Origin of the sequence: Streptomyces sp. NBC_00028 (assembly GCF_045041065.1) — a bacterium.
Lineage (GTDB): Bacteria > Actinomycetota > Actinomycetes > Streptomycetales > Streptomycetaceae > Streptomyces.
This window is the reverse complement of the sequence record NZ_CP108293.1, coordinates 8,116,278-8,142,533: the sequence shown is the minus strand read 5'-3', so window position 1 is coordinate 8,142,533 and position 26,256 is coordinate 8,116,278. Positions and strand designations below refer to the sequence as shown.

Sequence of the window (26,256 nt, the reverse complement as noted above, 5' to 3'; positions counted from 1 at the left end):
TTCCGCAGGCATCATGTGGAGGAGGCGCTGTGAGCAGCGACCCGTGGGGCCGCGTCGACGAGACGGGGACCGTGTACGTGCGTACGGCCGACGGCGAGCAGGTCGTCGGTTCCTGGCAGGCCGGCTCCCCTGAGGAGGCGCTGGCCTACTTCGAGCGCAAGTACGAGGGCCTGGTGGTCGAGATCGGCCTCCTCGAGAAGCGAGTGAAGACCACCGATCTGTCGGCGAAGGACGCGTCGGTAGCCATCGACCACATCCGCGAGCAGGTCGACGCGCACCACGCGGTCGGCGACCTGGACGCCCTCAAGGTGCGTCTCGACAAGCTCGTGGAGACCGTCGACAAGCGTCGCGAGGAGCGCAAGCAGCAGCGCGCGAAGCAGTCCGACGAGGCCCGGCACGCCAAGGAGGCGCTGGTCGTCGAGGCCGAGGAGCTGGCGCAGTCCGACCAGTGGCGGGCGGCCGGCGAGCGGCTGCGGGCCCTGGTGGACACCTGGAAGGGTCTGCCGCGTCTGGACCGCAAGTCGGATGACGAACTGTGGCACCGCTTCTCGCACGCCCGGTCGGCGTTCTCCAAGCGCCGCAAGGCGCACTTCGCCTCGCTGGACGCGCAGCGCGAGGAGGCCCGCAAGACCAAGGAGCGGCTGGTCTCCGAGGCCGAGGCGCTGTCCAACTCCACCGACTGGGGTCCGACGGCGGCCCGCTACCGCGAGCTGATGGCGGAGTGGAAGGCCGCGGGCCGTGCCCAGCGCGAGCACGAGGACGACCTGTGGAACCGCTTCCGCGGCGCCCAGGACGTCTTCTTCGCCGCCCGCAGCTCGGTCTTCGCCGAGCGCGACGCCGAGCAGGGCGAGAACCTCAAGCTCAAGGAGGAGCTGGCCGACGAGGCCGAGAAGATCCTCCCGGTGACCGACCTCAAGGCCGCGCGGGCCGCGTTCCGTCAGATCAACGAGCGCTGGGAGGCCATCGGCCATGTCCCGCGCGACGCCCGCCCCAAGGTCGAGGGCCGGATGCACGCCGTGGAGCGGGCCATCCAGGAGGCCGAGGAGACCGAGTGGCGGCGCACCAACCCGGAGGCACGCGCGCGTGCCGAGGGTCTGACGGGCCAGCTCCAGGCCGCCGTGGACAAGCTCCGCGGCCAGATCGAGCAGGCGCGCGCCCAGGGCAACAACGCCCGCGCCGACAAGCTCGAGCGTGAGCTGGAGGGCCGCCAGGCGCTTCTGGACCAGGCGCTGAAGGGTCTGCACGAGTTCGGCGGCTGACAGGCCGAGGTTCCGCTGCATACGACGAGAAGGGCCCCGTACACGAGGTACGGGGCCCTTCTCGTCGTATGCCCTACGACCGGGCGCGTGCCGACGTCACGCGGTAGACGTCGTAGACGCCCTCGACGCCGCGTACCGCCTTCAGAACGTGGCCGAGGTGCTTGGGGTCGCCCATCTCGAAGGTGAAGCGGGAGGTGGCGACGCGGTCGCGGGAGGTCTGGACGGCCGCGGAGAGGATGTTCACGTGCTGGTCGGACAGGACACGGGTGACGTCGGAGAGGAGCCGCGAGCGGTCGAGGGCCTCGACCTGGATGGCGACCAGGAAGACCGAGGACTGGGTGGGCGCCCACTCGACGTCGAGGATGCGCTCGGGCTCGCGGGACAGTGACTCCACGTTGACACAGTCGCTGCGGTGAACCGATACGCCGCTACCGCGCGTGACGAAACCGATGATGGGGTCGCCGGGGACGGGGGTGCAGCAGCGGGCGAGCTTGACCCACACGTCGTCGACGCCCTTGACCACGACGCCCGGGTCGGCGCTGGAGCGGCGCTTGCGACCTCGGTTGCGGGTCGGCGGGACCGCCTCGTCGATCTCCTCGGTCGCGGCCTCCTCACCGCCGAGCGCGGAGACGAGCTTCTGGACGACGTTCTGCGCGGAGACATGGCCCTCGCCGATCGCCGCGTACAGGGCGGAGATGTCGGGGTAGCGCATCTCGTGCGCGAGCGTGACGAGGGAGTCGCCGGTGAGGATGCGCTGGATCGGCAGGTTCTGCTTGCGCATCGCGCGGACGATGGCGTCCTTGCCCTGCTCGATCGCCTCGTCGCGGCGCTCCTTGGAGAACCAGGCCCTGATCTTGTTGCGAGCGCGCGGCGACTTGACGAAGCCGAGCCAGTCGCGGGACGGTCCCGCGCCGGCCGCCTTGGAGGTGAAGACCTCCACCAGGTCGCCGTTGTCCAGGGTGGATTCGAGGGGGACGAGGCGTCCGTTGACGCGTGCGCCTATCGTCCGGTGGCCGACCTCGGTGTGGACCGCGTACGAGAAGTCGACGGGGGTGGCGCCGGCCGGCAGCGCTATCACGTCGCCCTTGGGCGTGAAGACGAAGACCTCGTTGCGCGACAGGTCGAAGCGCAGGGACTCCAGGAACTCGCCGGGGTCCTCGGTCTCCTTCTGCCAGTCGAGCAACTGGCGCAGCCACGCCATGTCGTTGAGGTGGTCGTCCTTGCCGGTGGTCCGCGGCTGGTCCGAGCGGACCTTGGAGGTTCCGGCGACGGCCTCCTGCTTGTACTTCCAGTGCGCGGCGATGCCGTACTCGGCGCGGCGGTGCATGTCGAAGGTGCGGATCTGGAGTTCGACGGGCTTGCCGTTGGGGCCGATGACCGTGGTGTGCAGCGACTGGTACATGTTGAACTTGGGCATCGCGATGTAGTCCTTGAACCGCCCCGGAACCGGGTTCCAGCGGGCGTGGACGGTGCCCAGGGCCGCGTAGCAGTCCCGGACCGTGTCCACGAGGACTCGGATGCCGACCAGGTCGTAGATCTCCGCGAAGTCGCGACCGCGGACGATCATCTTCTGGTAGACGCTGTAGTAGTGCTTCGGGCGGCCGGTGACGGTCGCCTTGATGCGGGCCGCGCGCAGGTCCTGCTGCACCTCGTCGGTCACTATGGCGAGGTACTCGTCGCGCTTCGGCGCCCGCTCGGCCACCAGACGCACGATCTCGTCGTACATCTTGGGATAGAGGATCGCGAAGGCGAGGTCCTCCAGTTCCCACTTGATGGTGTTCATGCCCAGGCGGTGGGCGAGCGGCGCGTAGATCTCCAGGGTCTCGCGCGCCTTCTTCTCCTGCTTCTCGCGCTTGAGATAGCGCATGGTGCGCATGTTGTGCAGGCGGTCGGCGAGCTTGATGACCAGGACGCGCGGGTCCTTGGCCATGGCGACGACCATCTTGCGCACGGTCTCGGCCTGCGCGGCCTCGCCGAACTTGACCTTGTCCAGCTTGGTGACACCGTCGACGAGGAGGGCGACCGAGTCACCGAAGTCGCGGCGGAGCTGGTCGAGGCCGTACTCGGTGTCCTCGACCGTGTCGTGCAGCAGACCGGCCATGAGGGTCGCCGGGTCCATGCCGAGCTCGGCGAGGATGGTGGTCACCGCGAGCGGGTGCGTGATGTACGGGTCGCCGCTCTTGCGCTTCTGGCCGCGGTGCCAGCGCTCCGCGACCTGGTAGGCCTTCTCGACCTGGCGCAGCGTCGCGGTCTCGATCTTCGGGTCGTTGCTGCGCACTATCCGCAGCAGGGGCTCCAGCACCGGGTTGTACGGGTTGGAGCGCTGGACGCCGAGACGGGCGAGGCGGGCGCGGACGCGGTTGGAGGAGCCGGAGCGGGCGGGCTGGCCTGCGGGCGGACGGACCGCGGGGGGCGTGGACGCGGGCGCGGGACGCTCGGGCGGGGCCGGCTTGGGGCGCGGCTGCTCGGCCGACTTGTCGACGGGCGCGGACTGGGCGTGCTCGACCGAGCCCTGCGTGGGGTTCTTCGCGGGCGTCGCCGCGGGGCCCGAGGCGGGCTCGGGCTTGGCGGCGGTCAGTGGCTGGGCCTCGTCTGGCAAGAGGACTCCTCGTGCGCGAACCGGGTCCCCCGATCAGGCTCCGGAGAACCCATGGTAGCGATCCTGCGGCCGGGGATCGCCTTCAGGCCGATGTGAGCGGCGTCTACCTGTGGAACGTGAGGGGTTGCCGCGGGCATTCCGGGTTCTGTCCAAGGGGCTGATGTGCATCGCCGACTGCGGCACCGTCGTGGCTGGTCGCACAGTTCCCCGCGCCCCTTACCGGCACGAAACGGCCGCCCCTGATATGCGGAGCGGCCGTTGTCGTCATGCAGAACCGTGGTCTCAGACCACCAGCAGCGCTTCCAGTGGAGCGCCCTCCAGGGCTGGCTCCAGGCGGGGGCGGCCCGCCAGGAAGCCGAGTTCCATCAGGACCGCCAGGCCCGCCACCTCGGCGCCGGCGCGGCGGATCAGCTGGATCGCGGCCTCGGCCGTGCCGCCGGTGGCGAGGACGTCGTCGACGATCAGGATGCGGTCGTCACCGGTCAGGTCCTCGGCGTGGACCTCGATCTCCGCCGAGCCGTACTCCAGGTCGTACGCCTGGGCCAGGGTCGCTCCGGGGAGCTTGCCCGCCTTGCGTACGGGGATGAAGCCCAGGTCCGCGCGGACGGCGACCGGGGCGCCCAGGATGAAGCCGCGGGCCTCCAGGCCGACGATCTTCGTGGCGCCCGTGCGCTCCGCGATCTCCGCCAGCGTGTCCGTCAGCGCCGTGAACGCCGCCGGGTCCGCCAGGAGCGGGGTGATGTCCTTGAACATCACGCCCGGCTCCGGGTAGTCGGCCACGTCACGGATGCGGCTGAGCAGCAGCTCCTGGATGTCGGTCATCGGCGCTTCCCCGAGGGGCGGCGGCGCGTGGCACGCGGTCCGACGACGGCCGGGGTGGCGTCCTCGGGGTCGCCGGCGGCGTCGCCGCGGGTCTCCGCGAGCTCCTCCTCGGCGGCGGCCTGGGCGCGCTTGGCCAGGACCCGCTTGCGCAGGGCCTTCATCTGCGGCTCGCGCTCCTTGAGGTCGGCGACGAGCGGCGTGGCGATGAAGATCGAGGAGTACGCGCCGGCCGCGAGGCCGACGAACAGCGACAGCGAGATGTCGTTGAGCGTGCCCGCGCCGAGGAAGCCGCCGCCGATGAACAGCAGACCGGCGACCGGGAGCAGGGCGACGACCGTGGTGTTGATCGAACGGACCAGGGTGCCGTTGATCGAACGGTTGGCGACGTCGCTGTAGGTGAAGCGGGTCTGCTTGGTGATGTCCTTCGTCTGCTCCTTGAGGGAGTCGAAGACGACCACCGTGTCGTAGAGCGAGTAACCGAGGATCGTCAGCAGACCGATCACCGTGCCGGGCGTGACCTCGAAGCCGACGAGGGCGTAGATGCCGACGGTGATGGTGATGTCGTGGATCAGCGCGACGAGCGCCGCGATGGCCATGCGCCACTCGAAGGCGATCGCCAGATAGATCACGACGAGGACCATGAAGATCGCCAGGCCCTGCCAGGCCTTGTTGGCGATCTGGTCACCCCAGCTGGGGCCGACGAGGTCGGCGGCGATCTTCTCCGGGTCGACCTTGAAGTCCTCGGCGAGCTTGTTCTTGATCTCGTCGGACTGCTGGGTGTCCATGCCGGCGATCTGGATGCGCATCGTCCCGTTGCCGAGCTTCTGCACGACCGCGTCGTGGCCGGAGGCCTCCTTCGCGTAGTCCTCGGCCTGGGAGACGGAGACGCTGGTCTTCTCGGTGGTGAAGACCGCGCCGCCCTGGAAGTCGATGCCCATGTTGAGGCCGCGTACCGCGAGGCCCACGATCGCCGTGATGGTGATCAGGATCGAGATGCCGTACCAGAGCTTGCGGTGACCGATGAAGTCGTAGCTGATCTCGCCACGGTGCAGTCGGGCGCCGAGGTTGCCGAGTTTCGACATGCTCACGCCTCCTTGGTCTCGACGGGGGCGGCAGGACGGCGGGTGCGGCGCAGCGGCGGCTGTGCGCCCAGGCTCTTCGGGTCGAGGCCGGACCACTTGTTGCCGCTCGCGAAGAACTTCCGGCGGGCCAGCAGCGTCATCAGCGGCTTGGTGAAGAAGAACACCACGACGACGTCGAGGACGGTGGTGAGGCCCAGTGTGAACGCGAAGCCCTGGACCTTGCCGACGGTCACGATGAACAGCACGGCGGCGGCGAGGAACGACACGAAGTCGGAGACCAGGATGGTGCGCCGGGCGCGCGGCCAGGCCCGCTCGACGGCGGGGCGCAGCGAGCGGCCCTCACGGATCTCGTCCCGGATGCGTTCGAAGTAGACGATGAACGAGTCCGCGGTGATACCGATGGCGACGATGGCACCGCAGACGGCCGGCAGGTTCAGCGCGAAGCCGATGGCCGGGCCGAGGAGCGCCATGATCACGTAGGTGAGGATGCCGGAGACCAGCAGCGAGGCCATGGCCACGACGGACAGACCGCGGTAGTAGAACACCAGGTAGAGCACGACCAGCGCGAGGCCGATCGCACCGGCCAGCAGACCGGCGTGCAGCTGGTCGCCGCCGAGCGCGGCGGTCACGGTCGTGACGCTCTGCTCCTGGAAGGAGAGCGGGAGCGCGCCGTACGACAGCATGTTGGCGAGGCTCTGGGCCTCCTCCTGCGTGAAGCTGCCGGAGATCTGGGCCTCGCCGCCGGTGATGGCCTGGCTGACGGTCGGGCTGGAGACGACCTCGCCGTCGAGGACGATGCCGAACTCGTTCAGCGGGGGCGTGGCGTTCTGCGCGAGCTGGCCGGTGACCTCACCGAACTTCTTGGCGCCGCTGCCGGTGAAGGTCATGTTGACCTGCCAGCCGGCCGCCGTCTGCGTGTTGTAGATGGCGTCGGCCTTCTTGACCTCGGTGCCGGCCAGGCTGGCCGGGCCGAGCAGGTACTTGTACCAGACGCCGTTGATCTCGCCGCAGCCCACGGTGGACTCGCCGGGCTTTGCGCCCTCGCCCGCCTTGGCGCGCTGGGCCGGCTTGGAGCAGTCGAGGGCGGTGTACGCGGCCTGGAGCTTGGCGTCGGCGGAGGTGCCGGTGTCGCCGCTCGCCGAGGCGGAGGGGCTCGCGGAGGACGACGCGGTGGCGGACGCCGACGGGGAGGCGTCGGCCTTCAGCGCGTCGGTGACGGGGCGGCCCTGGGTGGTGGCGGAGGCCGACGGGGAGGACGACGAGGTCGCCGTCTCACCCGTGGAACCCGACTTGCTCGCGGAGGGGCTCGGCGAGGCGCTGGAGGAGCCGCTCGCGGACGGGCTCGGCGAGGCGGCCGCGGCGGAGCCGGTGGCGTCCTGGGCCAGGACGGGACGGAAGTACAGCTTGGCGGTGGTGCCGACCTGGTCCCGGGCTTCCTTGGAGTTGGTGCCCTTGGGGATGTTGACGATGATGTTCTTGTCGCCCTGGGTCTGCACCTCCGCCTCGGAGACGCCCAGACCATTGACACGGCGGTTCATGATCTCGACCGCGGTGTCCATGTTGGCCTTGTTGATCGCGGACCCTTGATCGGCCTTCGCCTCGAGCGTGATGCTCGTGCCGCCGGCCAGGTCGATGCCGAGGCGCGGGGTCGTGTGCCCGGAGAGGAACATTCCCCCGGTGAGCGCCACGATGGCGATCAGGATCAGGACCAGCGAGCGCCCTGGCTTGCTCTGGGCGCTCGCGCTCCGGCCCCTCTTAGGTGCTGCCACCTTCTCGTACTCCCTCTCGGGCCGCTGCGCGCCGGGTCTGCGGGCGGGCGGCCATGACATGGTGTCGATCCCGTGCGAGCTGCGTACATCCGAGGGCGCGCAGGCGTGGCCCGCGCGCCCCGGGTACGACTACTTCGCGTCGGAGTCGCCGTCGGTCTTCTTCGGCTCGTCGTCCGTCTTCGCCTCGGCGGCCTCGTCGGCCTTCACGGCCTCCTCGGCGGGCTCGTCCTTCTTGCCGAGGTCGACGGACTTCTCGTCGGAGGCGGCGGCAGCTTCGTCGTCGGACTCGTCGGGGCCGGCAAGAGAGGAGGCGTCGTCGGGGACGACGTCAGTCTTCAGGTCGTGCTCGATGCCGTGCACGATGCGGTTGTACTCGTCGTCCGTCAGGACGGCACCGATCGCGTTCTTCGCGAAGAGAAGGTCGACACCCGGGCCGGCGTCGAGGAGGACCGTGTCCTCGTTGACCTCCTTGACCGTGGCGTACATCCCCCCGATGGTGCGGACGCCACTGCCGGGCTGCATGTCATTCCGCATGTTGGCGGCCTGCTGCTGCTTCTTCTTCGCCGACCGGGTCATCAGGAACATGGCCCCGATGAGCACGATGAACGGGAGGAGGGTCACGAGACTCACGGGTCGGTACTTCCTTCACGCGACCGCGATGCTGAGCGGCCTGCTGGTTGGGGGTGTGTGCGCCGCCGACAAAGGCGGCATCGGCGGAGTCTAAGCGAGTCCGCGCGCATGGAACAACGCTCAGCATGGCACCCGGGTTCCTGGCCCGGCCAATACCCCGCCGTCACAAACCCATCACGTCGGCCGTCACACCGGTCGTCACGCCCCGAACAGGTCCTGTTGTCCGTTTCCTGTGCCCGCCGGGCGCGGCGGGGTGAGGCCGAGATGCGCCCATGCCGCGGGGGTCGCGACCCGGCCGCGCGGGGTCCGGGCGAGCAGTCCCTCCCGGACGAGGAAGGGTTCGGCGACCTCTTCCACGGTCTCCCGCTCCTCGCCCACCGCGACCGCGAGCGTGGACAGGCCGACCGGGCCGCCGCCGAACAGCTTGAGCAGCGCTTCGAGGACACCGCGGTCGAGCCGGTCGAGTCCGCGCGCGTCCACCTCGTAGACCTGCAGCGCGGCGCCCGCGATCTCGCGCGTGATCACGCCGTCGGCCTTGACCTGCGCATAGTCCCTGACCCGGCGCAGCAGGCGGTTGGCGATACGGGGCGTGCCCCGGGAGCGGCCGGCGATCTCGGCGGCACCGTCGGTGTCGATCTCGACGTCGAGGAGATTGGCCGAGCGGTGGATGACGCGCTGGAGCTCGGCCGGCTCGTAGAACTCCATGTGCGCGGTGAAGCCGAAGCGGTCGCGCAGCGGGGGCGGCAGCAGCCCCGCGCGTGTGGTGGCGCCGACCAGGGTGAACGGGGGCAGTTCGAGGGGGATCGCGGTGGCGCCGGGGCCCTTGCCGACGATGACGTCGACCCGGAAGTCCTCCATCGCCATGTAGAGCATCTCCTCGGCGGGCCGGGACATGCGGTGGATCTCGTCGAGGAAGAGGACCTCGCCCTCCTGGAGGGAGGAGAGGATCGCGGCGAGGTCGCCGGCGTGCTGGATGGCGGGGCCGGAGGTGATGCGGATGGGGGCGCCCATCTCGGCCGCGATGATCATCGACAGGGTGGTCTTGCCGAGCCCCGGGGCGCCGGAGAGCAGCACGTGGTCCGCGGTGGCGCCCCGCGCGCGTGCGGCGCGCAGGACGAGGTCGAGCTGTTCGCGGACCTTCTCCTGGCCGATGAACTCGCCCAGGTCCTTGGGGCGCAGGGCGGCCTCGACGGCCTGGTCCTCACGGTCGGCGACAGAGCCCACCAGCCGCTCGGCGGCGGCCGTCTCGTCGGTCGTGTCGTCCCAGTTCACTGACGTTCTCCTAGCGGGCGCGGTTCAGGGTCTGCAGGGCGGCCTTCAGCAGTTGGCCCACCTGGGGCGTGCCGCCGGCGGCCTCGGCCTGCGGGGCCACCGCGGACACCGCCTCGTCGGCCTCGCGGGTCGCGTAGCCCAGCCCGATGAGCGCCGCGTGTAGCTGGTCGCGCCAGCCCTGGGTGACCGGGGCGCCGATCGCGGGGGCGCCGATCGGCTCGCCGAGCCGGTCCTTCAGTTCGAGGAGCAGCTTCTGGGCGCCCTTCTTGCCGATGCCGGGGACGGCGATCAGCGCCTTCTCGTCAGCGGTGGCCACCGCTCTGCGAAGGGCGTCGGGGGTGTGGACCGCGAGCATCGCCTGGGCCAGGCGCGGGCCGACGCCGCTCGCGGTCTGGAGCAGCTCGAAGGTCTGGCGCTCGTCGTCGTCCACGAAGCCGTAGAGGGTCAGCGAGTCCTCTCGGACGACGAGGGAGGTGGCGAGCCTGGCCGGCTTGCCCAGGCGGAGCGTGGACAGCGTGTTCGGCGTGCACTGCACGGCCATGCCGACACCGCCGACCTCGACGACTGCGGTGTCGGGGGCGAGCGCGGCGACCGTGCCGCTCACGAAGGCGATCATGCCCTACGGCCTTTCGATGCGTGCAGGGCCACGGCCTGCTGGAGTCGGTTCTGCGCGGGGGCGCGCCAGATGTGGCAGATGGCGAGCGCGAGGGCGTCGGCGGCGTCCGCCGGCTTGGGCGGGGCGTCGAGCCGCAGCAGCCGGGTGACCATGGCGCCGACCTGGGCCTTGTCGGCCCGGCCGCTGCCGGTGACGGCGGCCTTGACCTCGCTGGGGGTGTGCAGGGCGACGGGGATGCCGCGGCGGGCGGCGCAGAGCATGGCGACGGCGCTGGCCTGGGCGGTGCCCATGACCGTACGGACGTTGTGCTGGCTGAACACCCGCTCCACGGCGACGAATTCGGGCCGGTGCTCGTCCAGCCACTGTTCGATGCCCTGCTCGATGGCGACGAGCCGTTGCCCCAACTCGGCGTCGGCGGGCGTGCGGACGACTCCGACGCCGATCATGGTCAGCGGCCGGCCCGCGACTCCCTCGACGACACCCACGCCGCACCGCGTCAGTCCGGGGTCCACCCCGAGTACGCGCACCACGCCCCCTCCCCTTTTTGCGGCTAAACCGCCGCCGCTCTCGCGGACCTGGCTGAGCGCCGTCGGGGTTCCTCAATTGATGGTTGCGGCCCGCGGACGGCGATCTTTGGCTCTCGTCAGGCTATCCGCTGCCACCGACAACGGCGGCGGGCCGGTGGGACGTGTCCCAACCGGCCCGCCGAAACGGCTCAGCTCGCGGCAGCGCTACGCGTCGACCTTCTCCATGACCTCGTCGCTGACGTCGAAGTTGGCGAAGACGTTCTGCACGTCGTCGCTGTCCTCCAGCGCGTCGATCAGCTTGAAGATCTTGCGGGCGCCTTCCTCGTCGAGCTCGACCTGCATGGTCGGGACGAAGTTGGCGTCGGCGGAGTCGTAGTCGATCCCGGCGTCCTGAAGGGCGGTGCGGACCGCAACCAGGTCGGTGGCCTCGGAGAGGATCTCGAAGGACTCACCGAGGTCGTTGACTTCCTCGGCGCCCGCGTCCAGGACGGCTCCCAGGACGTCGTCCTCGGTCAGCTCGCCCTTGGGGACGATCACGACGCCCTTGCGGTTGAAGAGATACGAGACGGAGCCCGGGTCGGCCATCGAACCGCCGTTGCGGGTCATGGCGACACGTACGTCCGAGGCGGCACGGTTGCGGTTGTCGGTGAGGCACTCGATGAGCACCGCGACACCGTTCGGGCCGTAGCCCTCGTACATGATCGTCTCGTAGTCGGCGCCGCCCGCCTCGAGACCGGCGCCGCGCTTGACCGCGGAGTCGATGTTCTTGTTGGGGACCGAGCTCTTCTTGGCCTTCTGGATGGCGTCGAACAGCGTCGGGTTGCCGGACACGTCGGCGCCACCCGTGCGGGCCGCGACCTCGATGTTCTTGATCATCTTCGCGAAGAGCTTGCCGCGCTTGGCGTCGATCACGGCCTTCTTGTGCTTCGTCGTAGCCCATTTAGAGTGGCCGGACATCTGCCTGTCTCCTTCGCGTAACCCATCCAACAACGAACTCCCCCAGACCTGAACAGCTGGGGGGACCCCCGGAGATCCTACAAGGACTCCGCCGCCCGGTTCGCGCGCACCATGTCGACGAACAGGGAGTGCACGCGGTGGTCGCCGGTCAGCTCCGGATGGAACGACGTGGCGAGCGCGTTGCCCTGGCGGACCGCGACGATGTGGCCGTCGTGCTCGGCGAGCACCTCGACCTCGGCGCCGACGGACTCGACCCAGGGGGCGCGGATGAAGACGCCTTCTACAGGATCGCCCTCGACGCCGGTCACGTCGACCGCCGCTTCGAAGGACTCGTTCTGCCGGCCGAAGGCGTTGCGGCGCACGATCATGTCGATGCCGCCGATCGTCTCCTGGCCCGAGCGCGGGTCGAGGATCTTGTCGGCCAGCATGATCATGCCCGCGCAGGTGCCGTAGACCGGCATACCGGCCCGCACCCGCGCGCGGAGGGGCTCCATCACGCCGAACAGGACGGCCAGCTTGGAGATGGTCGTGGACTCGCCGCCGGGGAGGACCAGGCCGTCCACCTCGGCGAGCTCCTCGGGGCGCCGGACCGGCCTGGCCACGACGTCAGCCGCGGCCAGGGCGATCAGGTGCTCCCGTACGTCCCCCTGGAGTGCGAGCACTCCGATCACGGGATCGGTCATTACCAGCCTCGGTTCGCGTAACGCTCGGCCTCGGGGAGGGTGTCGCAGTTGATGCCGACCATGGCCTCGCCGAGGTCACGGGAGGCGTCCGCGATGATCTTCGGGTCGTCGTAGAAGGTGGTGGCCTTCACGATGGCGGCGGCGCGCTTGGCCGGGTCGCCGGACTTGAAGATGCCGGAGCCGACGAAGACGCCCTCGGCGCCGAGCTGGCGCATGAGCGCGGCGTCGGCCGGGGTGGCGACGCCACCGGCGGAGAACAGCACCACGGGAAGCTTGCCGAGCTCGGAGACTTCCCTGACGAGCTCGTACGGGGCGCGCAGCTCCTTGGCGGCGGCGTACAGCTCGTTGTTGTCGAAGCCGCGCAGCTTGGCGATCTCGTTCTTGATCTGGCGCAGGTGGCGTACGGCCTCGACGACGTTGCCGGTGCCGGCCTCGCCCTTGGAGCGGATCATGGCCGCGCCCTCGGCGATCCGGCGCAGGGCCTCACCGAGGTTGGTGGCACCGCAGACGAAGGGGGTCGTGAAGGCCCACTTGTCGGAGTGGTTGACCTCGTCGGCCGGGGTGAGGACCTCGGACTCGTCGATGTAGTCGACGCCGAGGGACTGCAGGACCTGGGCCTCGACGAAGTGACCGATGCGGGACTTGGCCATCACGGGGATGGAGACCGCGTTGATGATGCCCTCGATCATGTCCGGGTCGGACATCCGGGCCACGCCGCCGTCCTTGCGGATGTCGGCCGGGACCCGCTCCAGGGCCATGACGGCGACGGCGCCCGCGTCCTCGGCGATCTTCGCCTGCTCCGGGGTCACGACGTCCATGATCACGCCGCCCTTGAGCTGCTCGGCCATGCCGCGCTTCACGCGCGCGGTGCCGGTCTCGGGGGTCTGGTTCTCGGTGCTGGACACGGGTTGACCTCACTGATGTGAAAAGAGGATTTCTACGGCACCGAGGAAACGTGAAGAGACCAGGCCACAGCAAGGGCCAATGGTGAGGCGGTGGATCGTTTTGAGGGTTTTACGAGTGGATCACCCGCGCGCGCGGCCTCAGGTGGACCGGTCCACCAGGGCCACCGGAGGCTCGTCGTCCATCTCGAACGCCATCGGGAAGGGGGCGTGACCGGCCAGCCGGAACCAGCGGACCTTGCGGTGCTCGCGCAGTCGGCGGGCCGCGCCGACGGCGTCGTTGTGGAAGCGCCTGGCCATCGGCACCCGGCGTACCGCCTCGGTCAGCTCATGGATCGCGGCCTCTCCCCCGGGTGCCTCCTTCACCGTCTCCACCTGCGGACTCTCCGCGAAGACCGCCCGCAACGCCTGGCTCAGCTCGCTCTCGGCGACCTCCCGCTGCTCCTCCTCGGCCTGCCGGGCGGCGTGGGCGGCCTCGTAGAGGACGATCGACGCGGCCGGGTCGAGGACGCCGGACGTGGCCAGCTCCTGGGTCACCGAGGCACGGCGCAGCAACTGCGCGTCGAGCGCCGCGCGGGCGGCGTCGATCCGGGCGTGCAGGCGGTCCAGCCGGCCTGCGGTCCAGCTCAAGTACAGGCCGACCGCCACGAGGGCGACGAGGGTCCAGATGAGGGTTGCGGTCACGGGCCCAAACCCTACCGACGCCCGGCGGCCGTCCTACGCGCCCCTCGGTCCCACCGCCGCCCGGCCGCCGTCCCACGCGCCCCTCGGTCCGACCGACGCCCGACCGCCGCCCTACCCGCCCCTCGGTCCGGACCCACCGGCGCCGTGGCCGGGCGAGCCCCGCCCCTCAGTCCCGCGCCAACCCCAACCGCGCCCGCAGCCCCGTCGCCCTGTCGTCGTCCGCCGCGGCCACCGCCGCCGCGCCGGCCGTCACCGTCTCGTAGACCGAGAGGATGTCCGCGCCGACCGTCGACCAGTCGAAGCGGCGCACATGTGCGCTTCCCCGCTCCCGCAGTTCGGCGAGCCGGTCCGGGTCCGCCAGGAGGCGTACCGCCGCCTCGGCGAGCGCGTCCGCGTCCTCGTTGGTGAAGAGCTCGCCCGCGGCGCCCTGGTCGAGGACCTGGGCGAAGGCGTCCAGATCGGAGGCGAGCACCGGGGCGCCCGCCGACATGGCCTCGACCAGGATGATGCCGAAGCTCTCGCCGCCGGTGTTGGGGGCGATGTACAGGTCGACGCTGCGCAGGAAGCGGGCCTTGTCCTCGTCGCTGATCATGCCGAGGAACTCGACGCGCGAGCGGAGTTCCGCGGGCAGCGACTCCACGGCCTCCTCCTCGTCGCCGCGGCCCGCCACCAGCAGCCTGGCCCGCGGCCGCTCGGCGAGGATCTTCGGCAGGGCTCTCATCAGCACCGGCAGGCCCTTGCGGGGCTCGTCGATGCGGCCGATGAAGCCGATGGTCTCGCCCTGCCACTCCGGCTTGGGCTCGGCCTTGGCGAAGAAGTCGACGTCGACGCCGTTGGGGATCACGACCGCGTCGCCGCCGAGGTGTTCGACGAGCGTGCGACGGGCGTACTCGCTGACGGCGATCCGGGCGCTGATCTTCTCCAGGGCGGCCTGGAGGATCGAGTACGCGGCGACCATGACCCGGGAGCGCGGGTTCGAGGTGTGGAAGGTGGCGACGATCGGGCCCTGCGCAGCCCAGCAGGTGAGCAGACCGAGCGATGGCGAGGACGGCTCGTGGATGTGGACCACGTCGAACTCGCCGTCGTGCAACCAGCGGCGCACGCGTGCCGCCGACAGGAAGCCGAAGCTCAGCCGGGCCACCGAGCCGTTGTACGGCACCGGCACCGCGCGGCCGGCCGAGACGACGTACGGCGGCAGCGGGGTGTCGTCGTCGGCGGGGGCGAGGACGGAGACGTCGTGGCCGAGCCGGATGAAGTACTCGGCGAGATCACGGATGTGGAACTGGACGCCGCCCGGCACGTCCCAGGAGTACGGGCAGACGATGCCGATCCTCACGAGGGCGCCTTACTGGGGTCGAGATCCTTGAGCCACAGCCGTTGCAGCATGTGCCAGTCCTCCGGATGGTCGGCGATCCCCGAGGCGAAGGCATCGGCCAGCGCCTGTGCCATGACAGACGTCTTCTCCGCCCGCGTACCTGACTCGGGCACCTCGATCGGGGGATGCACCCTGCCCCGCATCACCGGTGAGTCGTCGTACCAGAGCGTCACCGGGAGCAGCAGCGCCCCGGTCTGCTGGGCGAGCAGCGCGGGCCCGGCCGGGATACGGGTCGCCTCGCCGAAGAACTGGACCTCGACACCGGAGGACGACAGGTCGCGCTCGGCGACCAGGCAGACCAGACCGCCGTCGCGCAGCCGCCGCGCCAGGGTGCCGAAGGCGGTGCCGCCGCTGTGCGGCAGGACCTCCATGCCGAGGCCCTCGCGGTAGGCGACGAAACGGTCGTACAGCGTCTCGGGCTTGAGGCGTTCGGCGACGGTCGTGAAGGGCGTCTCCAGCTTGGTGGTGACCCAGGCGCCGGCGAGGTCCCAGTTGCCCATGTGGGGCAGCGCGAGGATCACGCCCCGGTCGGAGGCGATGCCGTCGGTGAGGTAGTGGACGTCCTTGGGGTCGAAGCCCGTCTTCACGCGTTCCGCGCTCCACGCGGGCAGCCGGAAGGACTCCATCCAGTAGCGCAGGTACGAGCGCATGCCCGCGCGGGACAGTTCGGCGAGCCGCTCGGGGCTCGCGTCGGGCACCACGCGCGCGTAGTTGCTCTCCAGGCGCTGGACGCCCTTGCCGCGCTTCTTCCAGGCGAGGTCGGCGATGGTCTGTCCGAGGCGCACGGCGACCGGCTCGGGGAGTTTCTTGACGGCTCCCCAACCGAGGCCGTACATGGCGTCGGTCAGCCGGTCCTGTGCGCTCACTTCGCGGCCTCCTGCGCGGCCGCCGCGTCCGCCTCGGCCGACTCGCGGCGGACCGTGACCACGCGCTGGATCAGGGTCACCAGGCTGCCCACGGCGACGATCCACAGGGCGACGGGCAGCAGGTACTGGATACCCGGCACACCGAACTTGTGCAGGCCCGCGAAACCGGCCGCGACCAGGGAGATCACCAGCCGCTCGGCCCGCTCGACCAGCCCGTTCACCGCGACCGGCAGCCCGATAGCCTCGCCCCGGGCCTTGGTGTACGACACCACCTGGCCGCTCGCCAGGCAGAAGATCGAGACGGCGCACAGCGCGATGTCGTCGCCGCCACCGGCGTACCAGAGGGCGAAGCCGCCGAAGATCGCGCCGTCGGCGACCCGGTCCAGGGTGGAGTCCAGGAAGGCGCCCCAGCGGCTGGAGCGGCCGAGCTGGCGGGCCATGTTGCCGTCGACGAGGTCGGAGAACACGAAGAGCGTGATCACGACCGTGCCCCAGAAGAACTCGCCCATGGGGTAGAAGACCAGCGCGCCCGCGACCACCCCGGCGGTTCCGAGAAGGGTCACCGTGTCGGGGCTGACGCCCCTGCGGATCAGAAACGCGGCGAACGGTGTGAGGACACGCGTGAAGAATGCACGCGCGTACTTGTTCAGCATGGCCTTCCCGAGGGTCGGTTTCGCCGCGCGGCCCCTGCTGGCCACCGGCTGGCCCATCGTAGCCACGCGCGCGCGTGTGCGACCGCCGGGCACCCGAGCCCCGTGTCACGGCCCGACGGCATACGGGTCACGGGGCGATCGCGTCCGCTGTATGGACGCACCGTGACGAGAGTGGAAAGCTCGAAGAACCGCGGGCGTCACCGGAGCCGCCATCGCACGCGGACCGGCATGTCCGCGCCCACAGTGACCTCACCGTGCACGGGAGGCAAGGCCATGGGCGACAAGGCGAACGCACACCCCGGAGCCGCCGGAAGGGCAACAGCGGCCGACCACCCCGCGTCCGTACGGAATGTGGTGCTGGTCGGCCACTCCGGATCGGGCAAGACGACATTGGTGGAAGCTCTCGCGCTGACCGCGGGGGCGGTGAACCGGGCGGGCCGCGTGGAGGACGGCGGCACCGTCTCCGACTACGACGAGATCGAGCACCGGCAGAATCGTTCGGTGCAGCTCTCCCTGGTGCCCGTCGAATGGGACGGCATCAAGGTCAATCTGCTGGACACCCCCGGATACGCCGACTTCGTCGGGGAACTCAGGGCCGGTCTGCGAGCGGCGGACGCGGCCCTTTTCGTCGTCTCCGCCTCGGACGGCGTGGACGGCTCGACCCGCATGGTGTGGGAGGAGTGCGCGGCCGTCGGCATGCCGCGCGCGATCGTCGTCACCCACCTGGAGGCGGCCCGCGCGGACTTCGAGGAGATGACGCGCATCTGCGCGGAGGCCTTCGGCGGCGACGACCCGGATGCCGTGCTCCCGCTCTATCTGCCGCTGCACGGCCCGCAGGGGCCGGACGGGCACGCGCCCGTGACCGGTCTGACCGGGCTGCTGTCGCAGAAGCTGTTCGACTACTCCACGGGCGAGCGCAAGGAGTCCGAGCCGGGCGAGGACGAGCTCCCGGAGCTGGAGGACGCACGTAACCGGCTGATCGAGGGGATCATCTCGGAGAGCGAGGACGAGACCCTCATGGACCGCTATCTCGGCGGTGAGCAGATCGACGTCAAGACCCTGATCGAGGACCTCGAACGGGCCGTCGCGCGCGGGGTGTTCCATCCCGTCCTGGCCGCCGCCCCCGCAGGCGACGGCGGCAAGCAGGGGCTCGGCACGGTCGAGGTGCTGGAGCTGATCACCCGGGGCTTCCCGACGCCGTTCGAGCACCCGACGCCGGGCGTCACGACCATCGACGGCGAGCCGCGCGAGATCAAGGCCTGCGACACCGAGGGCCCGTTGGTCGCGGAGGTCGTCAAGACGTCCTCCGACCCCTACGTGGGCCGCGTCTCCCTGGTCCGCGTCTTCTCCGGCACCCTGCGCCCCGACGAGACCGTCCACGTCTCCGGGCACGGGCTGTCCGACCGCGGCCACGAGGACCATGACGTCGACGAACGCGTCGGCGCCCTGTCCATGCCCTTCGGCAAGCAGCAGCGCCCGGTGACCCACGCCATCGCAGGCGACCTGGTGTGCGTGGCGAAGCTCAGCCGCGCGGAGACCGGCGACACCCTCTCGGCCAAGGACGACCCGCTCCTGATGGAGCCCTGGGAGATGCCCGACCCACTGCTGCCGCTCGCCATCCAGGCGCACAGCAAGGCCGACGAGGACAAGCTCTCGCAGGGCCTGTCCCGGCTGGTCGCCGAGGACCCCACGATGCGTCTCGAACAGAACCAGGACACCCACCAGGTCGTGCTGTGGTGCCTCGGCGAGGCGCACGCCGACGTCGCGCTGGAGCGGCTGCGCAGCCGTTACGGCGTCCAGGTCGACGTCGTACCCCACAAGGTCCCGCTGCGGGAGACGTTCGCCGGCAAGTCGGGCGGGCGCGGGCGGCATGTGAAGCAGTCCGGCGGTCACGGGCAGTACGCGATCTGCGAGATCGAGGTGGAACCGCTGCCGAACGGCTCGGGCATCGAGTTCGTGGACAAGGTCATCGGCGGCGCCGTGCCGCGGCAGTTCATCCCGTCGGTCGAGAAGGGCGTGAGGGCCCAGGCGACCAAGGGAGTTGCCGCCGGCTACCCGCTCATCGACGTGCGGATCACGCTGCTCGACGGCAAGGCGCACTCGGTGGACTCCTCCGACGCCGCCTTCCAGACGGCCGGGGCGCTGGCGCTGCGGGAGGCGGCGGCCGACGCGAAGATCCATCTGCTGGAACCGGTCGCCGAGGTGAGCATCCTGGTCGGCGACGACTACGTGGGCGCCGTGATGAGCGACCTGTCCGGGCGGCGCGGCCGGGTCCTCGGCACCGAGCAGACCAGCGGCAACCGCACCGTCGTCAAGGCCGAGGTGCCGGAGATCGAGATCGGCCGGTACGCCGTCGACCTGCGCTCCCTGTCACACGGCACGGCCCGCTTCAACCGCTCCTACGCGCGGCACGAACCGATGCCGGCGCAGGTCGCCGAGAGGATCCGTGAAGAGACGCGCGATGCCTAGGAGTTGACCGGCGGTCCGCACCGGGCAGACTCCAAGTGCCCGTACGACAGACCTTTGTGGAACGCTCCCCTCCGAGTCGGCGGGCGGCTTCGGCCGTCCGCCGACGAATGTCGGTGGCTGCGGATACGCTGATGACCTGATCAACAGGTGTGCGAAGCAAGCAAGTCGGGAAGGCCGCAGGAGCGACCATGGCGGCGATCGGGGGCGGGAATGACCGTTGACACCGGGTACGAGAGCGTCTTCGGACCACAGGTTCCCCGCACGGGGGACGAGAGCCAGACGGCGACGTTCGCGCTTGCCTCGGCGGCGTACCGCGACAATCCGGTCGACGACATCAAGAAGGCCAACAGCGAGTGGCACGAGACGACGGTCAAGGAGGGCCAGTCCTGGGCCGGCGGACTGTTCAAGCCCAACCTCGGTGAGGCGTTCTCCCGGGCGGTGATCGACCGCATGATCGGTCCGGGCCGCAAGCCGCTCATCCAGTCCTTCGGCACCGAGCCCCAGGTCGTCGTCGACCACTGTCTGGCCGCCTACCGGCTGCGCCGGGCGCGGGACCTGCGGCTGTCGACCGTGATGCTGCTGTGCGGGGTGCTGTTCCTGCCCGGCCTGATCGTGTGGCTGCTGGTCTTCGCGATCCGCACCACCATCGACAAGAACCCCAACAAACGGGCCTCCGCCCTGGCCACGACGCTGCTCCTCGGCGTCGGCGCGCTCGCGGTCATCTTCCTGATCAAGATGCCGTTCACGGGCTTCTGGGGCTGGTACGCACGCGCGTGCGTGGTCGCGCCCGTCGCCGGCTGGTTCTGGGCCAAGCAGATCTGCGACGGCGCCGCGAGGGATCTTCGGGCCCGCTGGGACGGGCTGATCGCCGGCAGCAGCGTCGGCGCCCAGGTCCCCGAGGCGGTGCCGAGCAGCCCCGGCGAGACCCAGGCCGAGCAGAAGCGCCAGTCCCTGGCCAAGCTGAGCGCCGAGCAGCAGTCCAACTCCGTCTTCTACGCCGGCCCCAAGGGCATCCTGGGCATGGGCACCCGCTGGGGCAGCTGGCAGCTCGCCGAGGACCTCACTCCCGCCGACCCGACCCGCGAGATCCACCCGTTCCGCAGCTGGGACGTCATCCGCAACATCGAGGCCCGGCTGCGCATGCTGGAGCGGAACACGATCAACACGGGCGGCTTCCCGAAGGCGTCCATACGCCACTGGATCGTCACCCCGATCGGCGAGAACGCCAAGGCGGTGGCCCGCACCGAGCAGTCGGCGGACATCGAGGCGTTCCAGCACCGCCAGCACTCGATACAGGACATCTGCAACAAGCAGCAGTTCGGCAGCGGCAACCGGCACTACCTCGGCGTGCAGTGGACGCTCTGGGACGGCCAGCTGATCCTCACCATGATGATCACCGTCACCGTGCTGCACGAGACGCTGCGCATCGAGGTGACCGGCCATGCGCTGGGTCCCGTGAACTCCTTGTTCACGGGCGCCTCCGAGGCCCCGTCGAAGGACGTCCCGAAGTCGTTCAAGCCGTGGGAGACCCGCAAGGTGAACCTCCCGCTGGTCCCCACCGACGAGGTCGTACGACTGACCGTGCGCGCCCCGCTGACCTGGTACCCGCCGCTGCTGAACTGGCTCGGGGGGACCATCGCCCTCCCCGAGCCCTTCGGCCTGCGGCACGTGTGGGCCGACAAGCCCTGGCGCCATCGCTTCATGGCCGACGACGCCATGCGCGCGGCGACGCCGGTGCTGCGGGTGGTGCACGCGGCGGCGATCAAGGTCCTGGAGGACAACGGCGTCGACACGGAGAAGTTCGGCAACAGGTCGGCGTTCCTCAGCACGGCGATCCAGGACCCGTCCCCCAGGAAGGCCGACCTCTACGACGCGTAGGCAGCGCCTACGCGGGCCAGGCGTCCGCCAGCATCTTCCGGGTGTCGGCGAGCAGCTGCGGCAGCACCTTGGTGTGGCCGACGACCGGCATGAAGTTCGTGTCGCCGCCCCAGCGCGGAACGATGTGCTGGTGCAGGTGGGCGGCGATGCCGGCGCCGGCCACCGTGCCCTGGTTCATCCCGATGTTGAAGCCGTGCGCGCCGGACGCGGTGCGCAGGGCCGTCATCGCCTGCTTGGTCAGGGCGGCCAGCTCGGCAGTCTCCAGGTCGGTCAGATCGGTGTAGTCGGCCACATGCCGGTAGGGCACGACCATCAGGTGACCGCCGTTGTACGGGTACAGATTCAGCACCGCGTACACCTGCTCGCCGCGCCGGACGATCAGACCGTCCTCGTCGGACTTGGCCGGGATGGAGCAGAAGGGACAGCCGTCGTCGGCACCCGGGCCGGTCGGCTTGTTCTCACCCTGGATGTAGGCCATCCGATGGGGCGTCCACAGACGCTGGAACGCGTCCTGGGTCCCCACTCCCCACTGCTGCTCCGGCTCACTCGTCATGCAGGGAAGCATATGGCTTCGCCCGTTCGCGGCGTGTCGCCGGGGTTCCGCCCCAGCCGTCCCGAGCGAAGCTGACCGGGTGGACGCTGACAGCCGCAAGGACAACGAGGAGCCGGGCCCCGAGGCTCGTTGGGAGCAACGTACTGAGGTGCCGCTCGCCGTGGCCTCGTTGCTGTTCCTGGGCGCGTACGCGATCCGGGTGCTGGCGGAGGGGCTGTCGGACGGCTGGAAGGACCTCTGCCTCGCGGTGACGCTGGCCGCCTGGGCGCTGTTCGCGGTCGACTACGTGGTCCGCTGGCGGCTCAGCGGGATGCGGCTGCGGTTCGTGCGGACGCACTGGCTGGACACGGTGGTGCTCGTGCTGCCGCTGCTGCGCCCCCTGCGCGTGGTCAAGGTGTACGAGGCGGTGCAGCGTCGGCACGGACGCCCCCGGCTGGCGCTGCACGCGCGCGTGATCTTCTACGCGGGACTCTCGACCGTCCTGCTGGGCTTCGCCGGTTCCCTCGCCGTCTACCAGCAGGAGCGCGGGGCACCGGGGTCGACCATGCGCACCTTCGGGGACGCCCTCTGGTGGACCTGCGCGACCCTGGCGACCGTGGGGTACGGCGACGTCACCCCCGTCACCCCGCGCGGGCGGTTCATCGCGGTCGGGATCATGGCCGTGGGACTGGCCCTGCTGGGCGCGGTGACCGGCACCTTCGCCTCCTGGCTGCTCCAGGTCTTCTCACGGGAGGACGACGAGAGGCCCCCGGGAAGCTGAGCCTCCCGGGGGCCTCTCCAACACGATCAGATCTGTGCGCGCTCCTCGACGACCTTCGCGATCTTCGCGATGGCCTCGTCGAACGGGATGCCGTTCTCCTGCGAGCCGTCGCGGTAGCGGAAGGACACCGAGCCGGCCGACATGTCCTCGTCGCCCGCGATGACCATGAAGGGCACCTTCTGCTTCTGGGCGTTGCGGATCTTCTTCTGCATCCGGTCCGAGGAGGAGTCCACGTCCACGCGCAGCCCCTGCTTCCTCGCGGCGGCGGCGAACTTCTCCAGGTACTCGACGTGCGCGTCGCCGATCGGGATACCCGTCGCCTGGACCGGCGCGAGCCACGCCGGGAACGCGCCCGCGTAGTGCTCCAGGAGGACGGCGAAGAACCGCTCGATCGAGCCGAAGAGCGCGCGGTGGATCATGACCGGGCGCTGCTTCGAGCCATCCGGACCCGTGTACTCCAGGTCGAAGCGCTCGGGCAGGTTGAAGTCGAGCTGGATCGTCGACATCTGCCAGGTACGGCCGATGGCGTCCTTGGCCTGGACGGAGATCTTCGGCCCGTAGAACGCGGCGCCACCCGGGTCCGGGACCAGCGGCAGGCCCTGCTTCTCGGCGACCTCGCGCAGTGTCTCGGTCGCCTCCTCCCAGACCTCGTCGGTGCCGACGAACTTCTCCGGGTCCTTGGTGGACAGCTCCAGGTAGAAGTCGGTCAGACCGTAGTCCCGCAGCAGGCCGAGGACGAAGGTGAGCGTCTTGTCGAGCTCCTCCGACATCTGCTCGCGGGTGCAGTAGATGTGCGCGTCGTCCTGCGTGAAGCCACGCGCGCGGGTCAGGCCGTGCACGACGCCCGACTTCTCGTACCGGTACACGGTGCCGAACTCGAAGAGGCGCAGCGGCAGTTCACGGTAGGAACGGCCGCGCGCGTCGAAGATCAGGTTGTGCATCGGGCAGTTCATGGGCTTCAGGTAGTAGTCCACGCCCTCGTCGAGCTGCATGGGCGGGTACATGCCGTCGGCGTACCAGTCCAGGTGCCCGGACGTCTCGAAGAGCTTTCCCTTCGTCGCGTGCGGGGTGTAGACGAACTCGTAGCCCTCCTCCTCGTGCCGGCGGCGCGAGTAGTCCTCCATGACCCGGCGGATGATGCCGCCCTTGGGGTGGAAGACGGCGAGGCCGGAACCGATCTGCTCCGGGATGGAGAACAGGTCGAGCTCGTTGCCCAGCTTGCGGTGGTCGCGCTTCTCGGCCTCGGCGAGGAAGTCGAGGTGCGCCTTCAGCTCGTCCTTGGAGGGCCAGGCGGTGCCGTAGATGCGCTGGAGCATGGGGTTCTTCTCGCTGCCGCGCCAGTAGGCGGCCGCGTTGCGCATCAGCTTGAACGCCGGGATGTTCCGGGTGGTGGGCAGGTGGGGACCGCGGCAGAGGTCCTTCCAGCACAGGTCGCCGGTCTTGGCGTCGAGGTTGTCGTAGATCGTCAGCTCACCGGCGCCGACCTCGACGTCCGCGCCGTCGTCCGACGACGCCGAGCCCTTGAGGCCGATCAGCTCCAGCTTGTACGGCTCGTCCGACAGCTCCTCGCGGGCCGCCTCGTCGGTCACCACGCGGCGGCTGAAGCGCTGGCCGCGCTTCTGGATCTCCTGCATCTTCTTCTCGATGGCCTTGAGATCCTCGGGCGTGAACGGCTTCTCGACGTCGAAGTCGTAGTAGAAGCCGTCCTTGACCGGCGGGCCGATGCCCAGCTTGGCCTCGGGGAAGAGCTCCTGCACGGCCTGCGCCATGACGTGCGCGGTGGAGTGGCGCAGGATGTTGAGGCCGTCCTGGGACGAGATCTCGACGCCCTCGACCTCGTCGCCCTCGGCGACCACGTACGCCAGGTCCTTCAGCTCACCGGCCACGCGCGCGGCGATGATCGAGCGCTCGCCGGCGAACAGCTCGGCGGCCGTGGTGCCCGTCGTCACCGTGCGCTCTTCCCGCTCGGAATCGCGTTGGATGATCACACGGACGTCTGACACCGGTCTCTCCTGACTGAAGGGGATGCGGGCGCCATACCGTGAGCGCGCGCAATAGGGGATCGTACCGACCCGCACCCACCGACCGCGAAATCAGTCCCCGTCGTACTCCCCGCCACAGGCTTCCTCGAAGAAGTCCAGGTTCTCCTGCAAGGACTTCATCAGCCGGTCCCGCTCGGCCTCGTCCACCTGCACGGGCACGACCGCGGTGGCGGCGGTCAGCCGCCGGAAGCCGCCCCGGCTCTCCAGCCGCCCGTGCACCCGCACCGGCAGCCCGACGAGGTGCGCATGCCCGGCGATCCGGTACGCCTCCTCGTCCAGGGTCAGCCGGACGTGCGGCACCTCCACCCCGGCGATCACCCGCAGCCGTACGCTGCCCTCCCCGCGCGGGCCCGACCTGCGCATCCGCACCACCGTCCCGGTGACCCGCACCGGCACGGACGGCTCCTCGCGCAGATAGCGGGCCCCGGCCTCACGCAGCACGGGCAGGTCGCCGGGCGAGAACTCGACGGGCTCCCCGGAGGCGGCACATCCCTCGGGCACCCCCGCGGCCGGTGCCCAGTCCACGGCGATGCGCGCCCCTTCCGTACCGCGCACGAGCGCGATCAGAGCCTCGGTGAGCTCACGGCTGACGCCTGCCTCGACCGCCCCGTCGAAGGCGTCCATGCCGCCGGTGGCCCGCTGGTAGTCGATGGCCTCGCGGGCGGCGTACAGGGCCTGGTGGAGGCGTACGGCGAGGGGGCGGCCGGTGCCTACGGGGACGAAGGCGGTCAGTCTGCCGTCGATGGCGGCGCCGACCAGGACGTGCTCCAGCAGGGAGAGCGCGGCACGGCGATGCCGGGCACCGTAGTAGCCGGCACGCGCGCGTGTGGCGAGCGCGCCCGCGAGGAGGCACTGGCGGGCAGCGGCGCGCAACTGCTCCTCCACCGCCCAGGACGCGGCTCCCGCCGGGCCGGCCGGCACGTCCCGCCACCAGCGGATCTCGTCGCTGGGCACGGCGAGGCCGACGAGGACCTCGCGCGCGGAGGGCGTTCCGCTGCGGGCGAGCGCGTCGAGCGCCTCGCCGAGCAGGTCGTCGCTGTCGGGGAAGGCACGGCTCTCGGGTACGAGGAGGCTCGTGCCGCCACCGCCTGGCCCCGGTGGGGTCCAGCGGCCGTAGCGCCCGGGAGCGCCGCCTCGGCGCTGCCAGCCGTGCCGGTGCAGCAGGGCGCTGAGGACGGCGGGATCGACCTCGTCCGGTTCGGGGGCGCGGTTCCAGGCGGCGTCCACCGGGTGCGGTCGCACCGGCCGCAGGGGCTCCTCCACGGGGCGGTGCGTCATGGTCTGCCTCCCGTCCCGACCCGCGTCATGATCTCGCACAGCGCCCGGTCGTCGAAGATGCGTGAGGTCGGTATCCGCACGGTGGTCCGGGTCCGGCCCGTGATCGGGTGCCCGGCGAGGTTGACCCAGTAGCAGCAGTGCCGCAGGTCGAGGCGGTCGTGGCTGGCGCGCAGCCAGTCGTCCTGGGATCGCGGCACCAGCATGACCACGAGGATCTTGTGCACCGAGACGGGGGTGCGCGCGAGCTTGCGCAGATGGTCGTTGTCGAGCGTGAAGGAGAAGAACCGGCCGGGCGGGTTCGGGGCCACCTGGTAGGTGCACTTGAGCTGTACCTTGATGGTCACCTCGTCGTCGACGGTGTGCCCCGGCGAGCCGTGACTGACGTGCCAGTCGATGCCGTTGTCGGGGAAGGGCTGCGACAGCGAGCAGCCGGCCGCCGCGGCGACCGCGTGCAGATAACCCACCTGCAGGGTCTCCATGCAGGCGGTGGTGGCGAGTGTGCCGCGCAGGGAGCCCGTACGTTCGGGCAGCAGCCCGCCCCGCTCGGGCTGCGCTATCGCCATGACCAACAGCCTTCCAC

Annotated in this window: 23 protein-coding genes; 4 read left to right on the top strand and 19 right to left on the bottom strand. The window is 70.3% G+C overall.

The genetic code is table 11. The annotated features are described in order from the left end of the window. Positions 1-29: 29 nt before the first annotated feature. Positions 30-1,259, top strand: coding sequence for a DUF349 domain-containing protein (locus OG885_RS36750; protein WP_405739205.1), 1,230 nt, complete (start codon positions 30-32; stop codon positions 1,257-1,259). A gap of 73 nt (positions 1,260-1,332) precedes the next feature. Here OG885_RS36750 and OG885_RS36745 read toward each other — a convergent pair whose 3' ends face one another. The 15 genes from OG885_RS36745 to pgsA form a co-directional block, all read right to left on the bottom strand. After that, positions 1,333-3,858, bottom strand: coding sequence for a RelA/SpoT family protein (locus OG885_RS36745; RefSeq protein WP_405739203.1), 2,526 nt, complete (start codon positions 3,856-3,858; stop codon positions 1,333-1,335). 282 nt (positions 3,859-4,140) lie between these two features. Beyond that, a complete protein-coding gene (locus OG885_RS36740) occupies positions 4,141-4,680 on the bottom strand; it encodes an adenine phosphoribosyltransferase (protein WP_405739200.1) in 540 nt (179 codons plus the stop codon). Continuing rightward, positions 4,677-5,762 carry a protein translocase subunit SecF gene (gene secF / locus OG885_RS36735; protein WP_405739197.1) on the bottom strand — a complete coding sequence of 362 codons (1,086 nt, stop codon included), beginning with the start codon at positions 5,760-5,762 and terminating at the stop codon, positions 4,677-4,679. Before secF ends, OG885_RS36740 begins: the two co-directional genes overlap by 4 nt. Positions 5,763-5,764: 2 nt before the next feature. Beyond that, the gene (gene secD / locus OG885_RS36730; protein WP_399958246.1) at positions 5,765-7,531 is read right to left on the bottom strand and encodes a protein translocase subunit SecD; all 1,767 of its coding nucleotides are present in this window, start codon (positions 7,529-7,531) and stop codon (positions 5,765-5,767) included. A gap of 129 nt (positions 7,532-7,660) precedes the next feature. Next, positions 7,661-8,161, bottom strand: a complete 501-nt coding sequence (gene yajC, locus OG885_RS36725) for a preprotein translocase subunit YajC (protein ID WP_399958243.1) — start codon at positions 8,159-8,161, stop codon at positions 7,661-7,663. Positions 8,162-8,359: 198 nt separating this feature from the next. Continuing rightward, positions 8,360-9,433, bottom strand: coding sequence for a Holliday junction branch migration DNA helicase RuvB (gene ruvB, locus OG885_RS36720; RefSeq protein ID WP_405739194.1), 1,074 nt, complete (start codon positions 9,431-9,433; stop codon positions 8,360-8,362). A gap of 10 nt (positions 9,434-9,443) precedes the next feature. After that, positions 9,444-10,049, bottom strand: coding sequence for a Holliday junction branch migration protein RuvA (gene ruvA / locus OG885_RS36715; protein ID WP_405739191.1), 606 nt, complete (start codon positions 10,047-10,049; stop codon positions 9,444-9,446). Then, positions 10,046-10,576 (bottom strand): crossover junction endodeoxyribonuclease RuvC, encoded by a 531-nt coding sequence (ruvC, locus tag OG885_RS36710; RefSeq protein ID WP_399958234.1) that lies wholly within the window; start codon positions 10,574-10,576, stop codon positions 10,046-10,048. The genes ruvA and ruvC overlap by 4 nt, the downstream gene beginning before the upstream one ends. A 204-nt stretch (positions 10,577-10,780) precedes the next feature. Beyond that, on the bottom strand, positions 10,781-11,533 hold the full coding sequence (locus OG885_RS36705; protein ID WP_266833215.1) for a YebC/PmpR family DNA-binding transcriptional regulator: 753 nt from the start codon (positions 11,531-11,533) through the stop codon (positions 10,781-10,783). A 77-nt stretch (positions 11,534-11,610) separates the two neighbouring features. Continuing rightward, positions 11,611-12,216 (bottom strand): pyridoxal 5'-phosphate synthase glutaminase subunit PdxT, encoded by a 606-nt coding sequence (gene pdxT, locus OG885_RS36700; RefSeq protein ID WP_399958230.1) that lies wholly within the window; start codon positions 12,214-12,216, stop codon positions 11,611-11,613. Next, positions 12,216-13,121 carry a pyridoxal 5'-phosphate synthase lyase subunit PdxS gene (pdxS, locus tag OG885_RS36695; protein WP_405739187.1) on the bottom strand — a complete coding sequence of 302 codons (906 nt, stop codon included), beginning with the start codon at positions 13,119-13,121 and terminating at the stop codon, positions 12,216-12,218. Before pdxS ends, pdxT begins: the two co-directional genes overlap by 1 nt. Before the next feature lie 138 nt (positions 13,122-13,259). Then, on the bottom strand, positions 13,260-13,802 hold the full coding sequence (locus tag OG885_RS36690; protein WP_405739185.1) for a hypothetical protein: 543 nt from the start codon (positions 13,800-13,802) through the stop codon (positions 13,260-13,262). Positions 13,803-13,968: 166 nt separating this feature from the next. Further along, the gene (locus tag OG885_RS36685; protein ID WP_405739183.1) at positions 13,969-15,138 is read right to left on the bottom strand and encodes a glycosyltransferase family 4 protein; all 1,170 of its coding nucleotides are present in this window, start codon (positions 15,136-15,138) and stop codon (positions 13,969-13,971) included. Then, positions 15,135-16,043: a phosphatidylinositol mannoside acyltransferase gene (locus OG885_RS36680; protein ID WP_405739180.1), complete on the bottom strand. Its 909-nt coding sequence runs from the start codon at positions 16,041-16,043 to the stop codon at positions 15,135-15,137. The genes OG885_RS36685 and OG885_RS36680 overlap by 4 nt, the downstream gene beginning before the upstream one ends. Next, positions 16,040-16,753 (bottom strand): phosphatidylinositol phosphate synthase, encoded by a 714-nt coding sequence (gene pgsA, locus OG885_RS36675; protein WP_405743041.1) that lies wholly within the window; start codon positions 16,751-16,753, stop codon positions 16,040-16,042. Before pgsA ends, OG885_RS36680 begins: the two co-directional genes overlap by 4 nt. Before the next feature lie 216 nt (positions 16,754-16,969). Here pgsA and OG885_RS36670 point away from each other — a divergent pair, with 216 nt between their 5' ends. Both OG885_RS36670 and OG885_RS36665 read left to right on the top strand, forming a co-directional pair. Further along, entirely contained in the window at positions 16,970-19,165 is a 2,196-nt protein-coding gene (locus OG885_RS36670; protein WP_405739177.1) for an elongation factor G-like protein EF-G2, read from the top strand. A 210-nt stretch (positions 19,166-19,375) separates the two neighbouring features. Continuing rightward, positions 19,376-21,043, top strand: coding sequence for a hypothetical protein (locus OG885_RS36665; RefSeq protein WP_405739175.1), 1,668 nt, complete (start codon positions 19,376-19,378; stop codon positions 21,041-21,043). A 7-nt stretch (positions 21,044-21,050) separates the two neighbouring features. Here OG885_RS36665 and OG885_RS36660 read toward each other — a convergent pair whose 3' ends face one another. Next, the gene (locus OG885_RS36660; RefSeq protein WP_405739173.1) at positions 21,051-21,608 is read right to left on the bottom strand and encodes an HIT family protein; all 558 of its coding nucleotides are present in this window, start codon (positions 21,606-21,608) and stop codon (positions 21,051-21,053) included. A 67-nt stretch (positions 21,609-21,675) separates the two neighbouring features. On the opposite strand from OG885_RS36660, the gene OG885_RS36655 reads away from it, so the two are divergent. Next, positions 21,676-22,356, top strand: coding sequence for a potassium channel family protein (locus tag OG885_RS36655; RefSeq protein ID WP_405739170.1), 681 nt, complete (start codon positions 21,676-21,678; stop codon positions 22,354-22,356). A gap of 26 nt (positions 22,357-22,382) precedes the next feature. Here the strand turns inward: OG885_RS36655 and thrS are convergent, their stop codons facing one another. From thrS to OG885_RS36640, 3 genes are all read right to left on the bottom strand, one after another. Further along, on the bottom strand, positions 22,383-24,359 hold the full coding sequence (gene thrS / locus OG885_RS36650; protein WP_405739167.1) for a threonine--tRNA ligase: 1,977 nt from the start codon (positions 24,357-24,359) through the stop codon (positions 22,383-22,385). A gap of 90 nt (positions 24,360-24,449) precedes the next feature. Next, complete coding sequence (locus tag OG885_RS36645) at positions 24,450-25,676, bottom strand: hypothetical protein (RefSeq protein ID WP_405739164.1); 1,227 nt, start codon at positions 25,674-25,676, stop codon at positions 24,450-24,452. Then, positions 25,673-26,239 (bottom strand): DUF4365 domain-containing protein, encoded by a 567-nt coding sequence (locus OG885_RS36640; protein WP_399958201.1) that lies wholly within the window; start codon positions 26,237-26,239, stop codon positions 25,673-25,675. The genes OG885_RS36645 and OG885_RS36640 overlap by 4 nt, the downstream gene beginning before the upstream one ends. Positions 26,240-26,256: the final 17 nt, after the last annotated feature.

Excerpts from the sequence above, each read along its gene's own strand:
- OG885_RS36740 (WP_405739200.1), bottom strand. The coding sequence starts at position 4,680 with ATGACCGACATCCAGGAGCTGCTGCTCAGCCGCATCCGTGACGTGGCC.
- secF (WP_405739197.1), bottom strand. The coding sequence starts at position 5,762 with ATGTCGAAACTCGGCAACCTCGGCGCCCGACTGCACCGTGGCGAGATC.
- ruvA (WP_405739191.1), bottom strand. The coding sequence starts at position 10,049 with ATGATCGCCTTCGTGAGCGGCACGGTCGCCGCGCTCGCCCCCGACACC.
- OG885_RS36705 (WP_266833215.1), bottom strand. The coding sequence starts at position 11,533 with ATGTCCGGCCACTCTAAATGGGCTACGACGAAGCACAAGAAGGCCGTG.
- pdxT (WP_399958230.1), bottom strand. The coding sequence starts at position 12,216 with ATGACCGATCCCGTGATCGGAGTGCTCGCACTCCAGGGGGACGTACGG.
- pgsA (WP_405743041.1), bottom strand. The coding sequence starts at position 16,753 with ATGGGCCAGCCGGTGGCCAGCAGGGGCCGCGCGGCGAAACCGACCCTC.
- OG885_RS36670 (WP_405739177.1), top strand. The coding sequence starts at position 16,970 with ATGGGCGACAAGGCGAACGCACACCCCGGAGCCGCCGGAAGGGCAACA.
- OG885_RS36665 (WP_405739175.1), top strand. The coding sequence starts at position 19,376 with ATGACCGTTGACACCGGGTACGAGAGCGTCTTCGGACCACAGGTTCCC.
- OG885_RS36660 (WP_405739173.1), bottom strand. The coding sequence starts at position 21,608 with ATGCTTCCCTGCATGACGAGTGAGCCGGAGCAGCAGTGGGGAGTGGGG.
- OG885_RS36645 (WP_405739164.1), bottom strand. The coding sequence starts at position 25,676 with ATGACGCACCGCCCCGTGGAGGAGCCCCTGCGGCCGGTGCGACCGCAC.
- OG885_RS36640 (WP_399958201.1), bottom strand. The coding sequence starts at position 26,239 with ATGGCGATAGCGCAGCCCGAGCGGGGCGGGCTGCTGCCCGAACGTACG.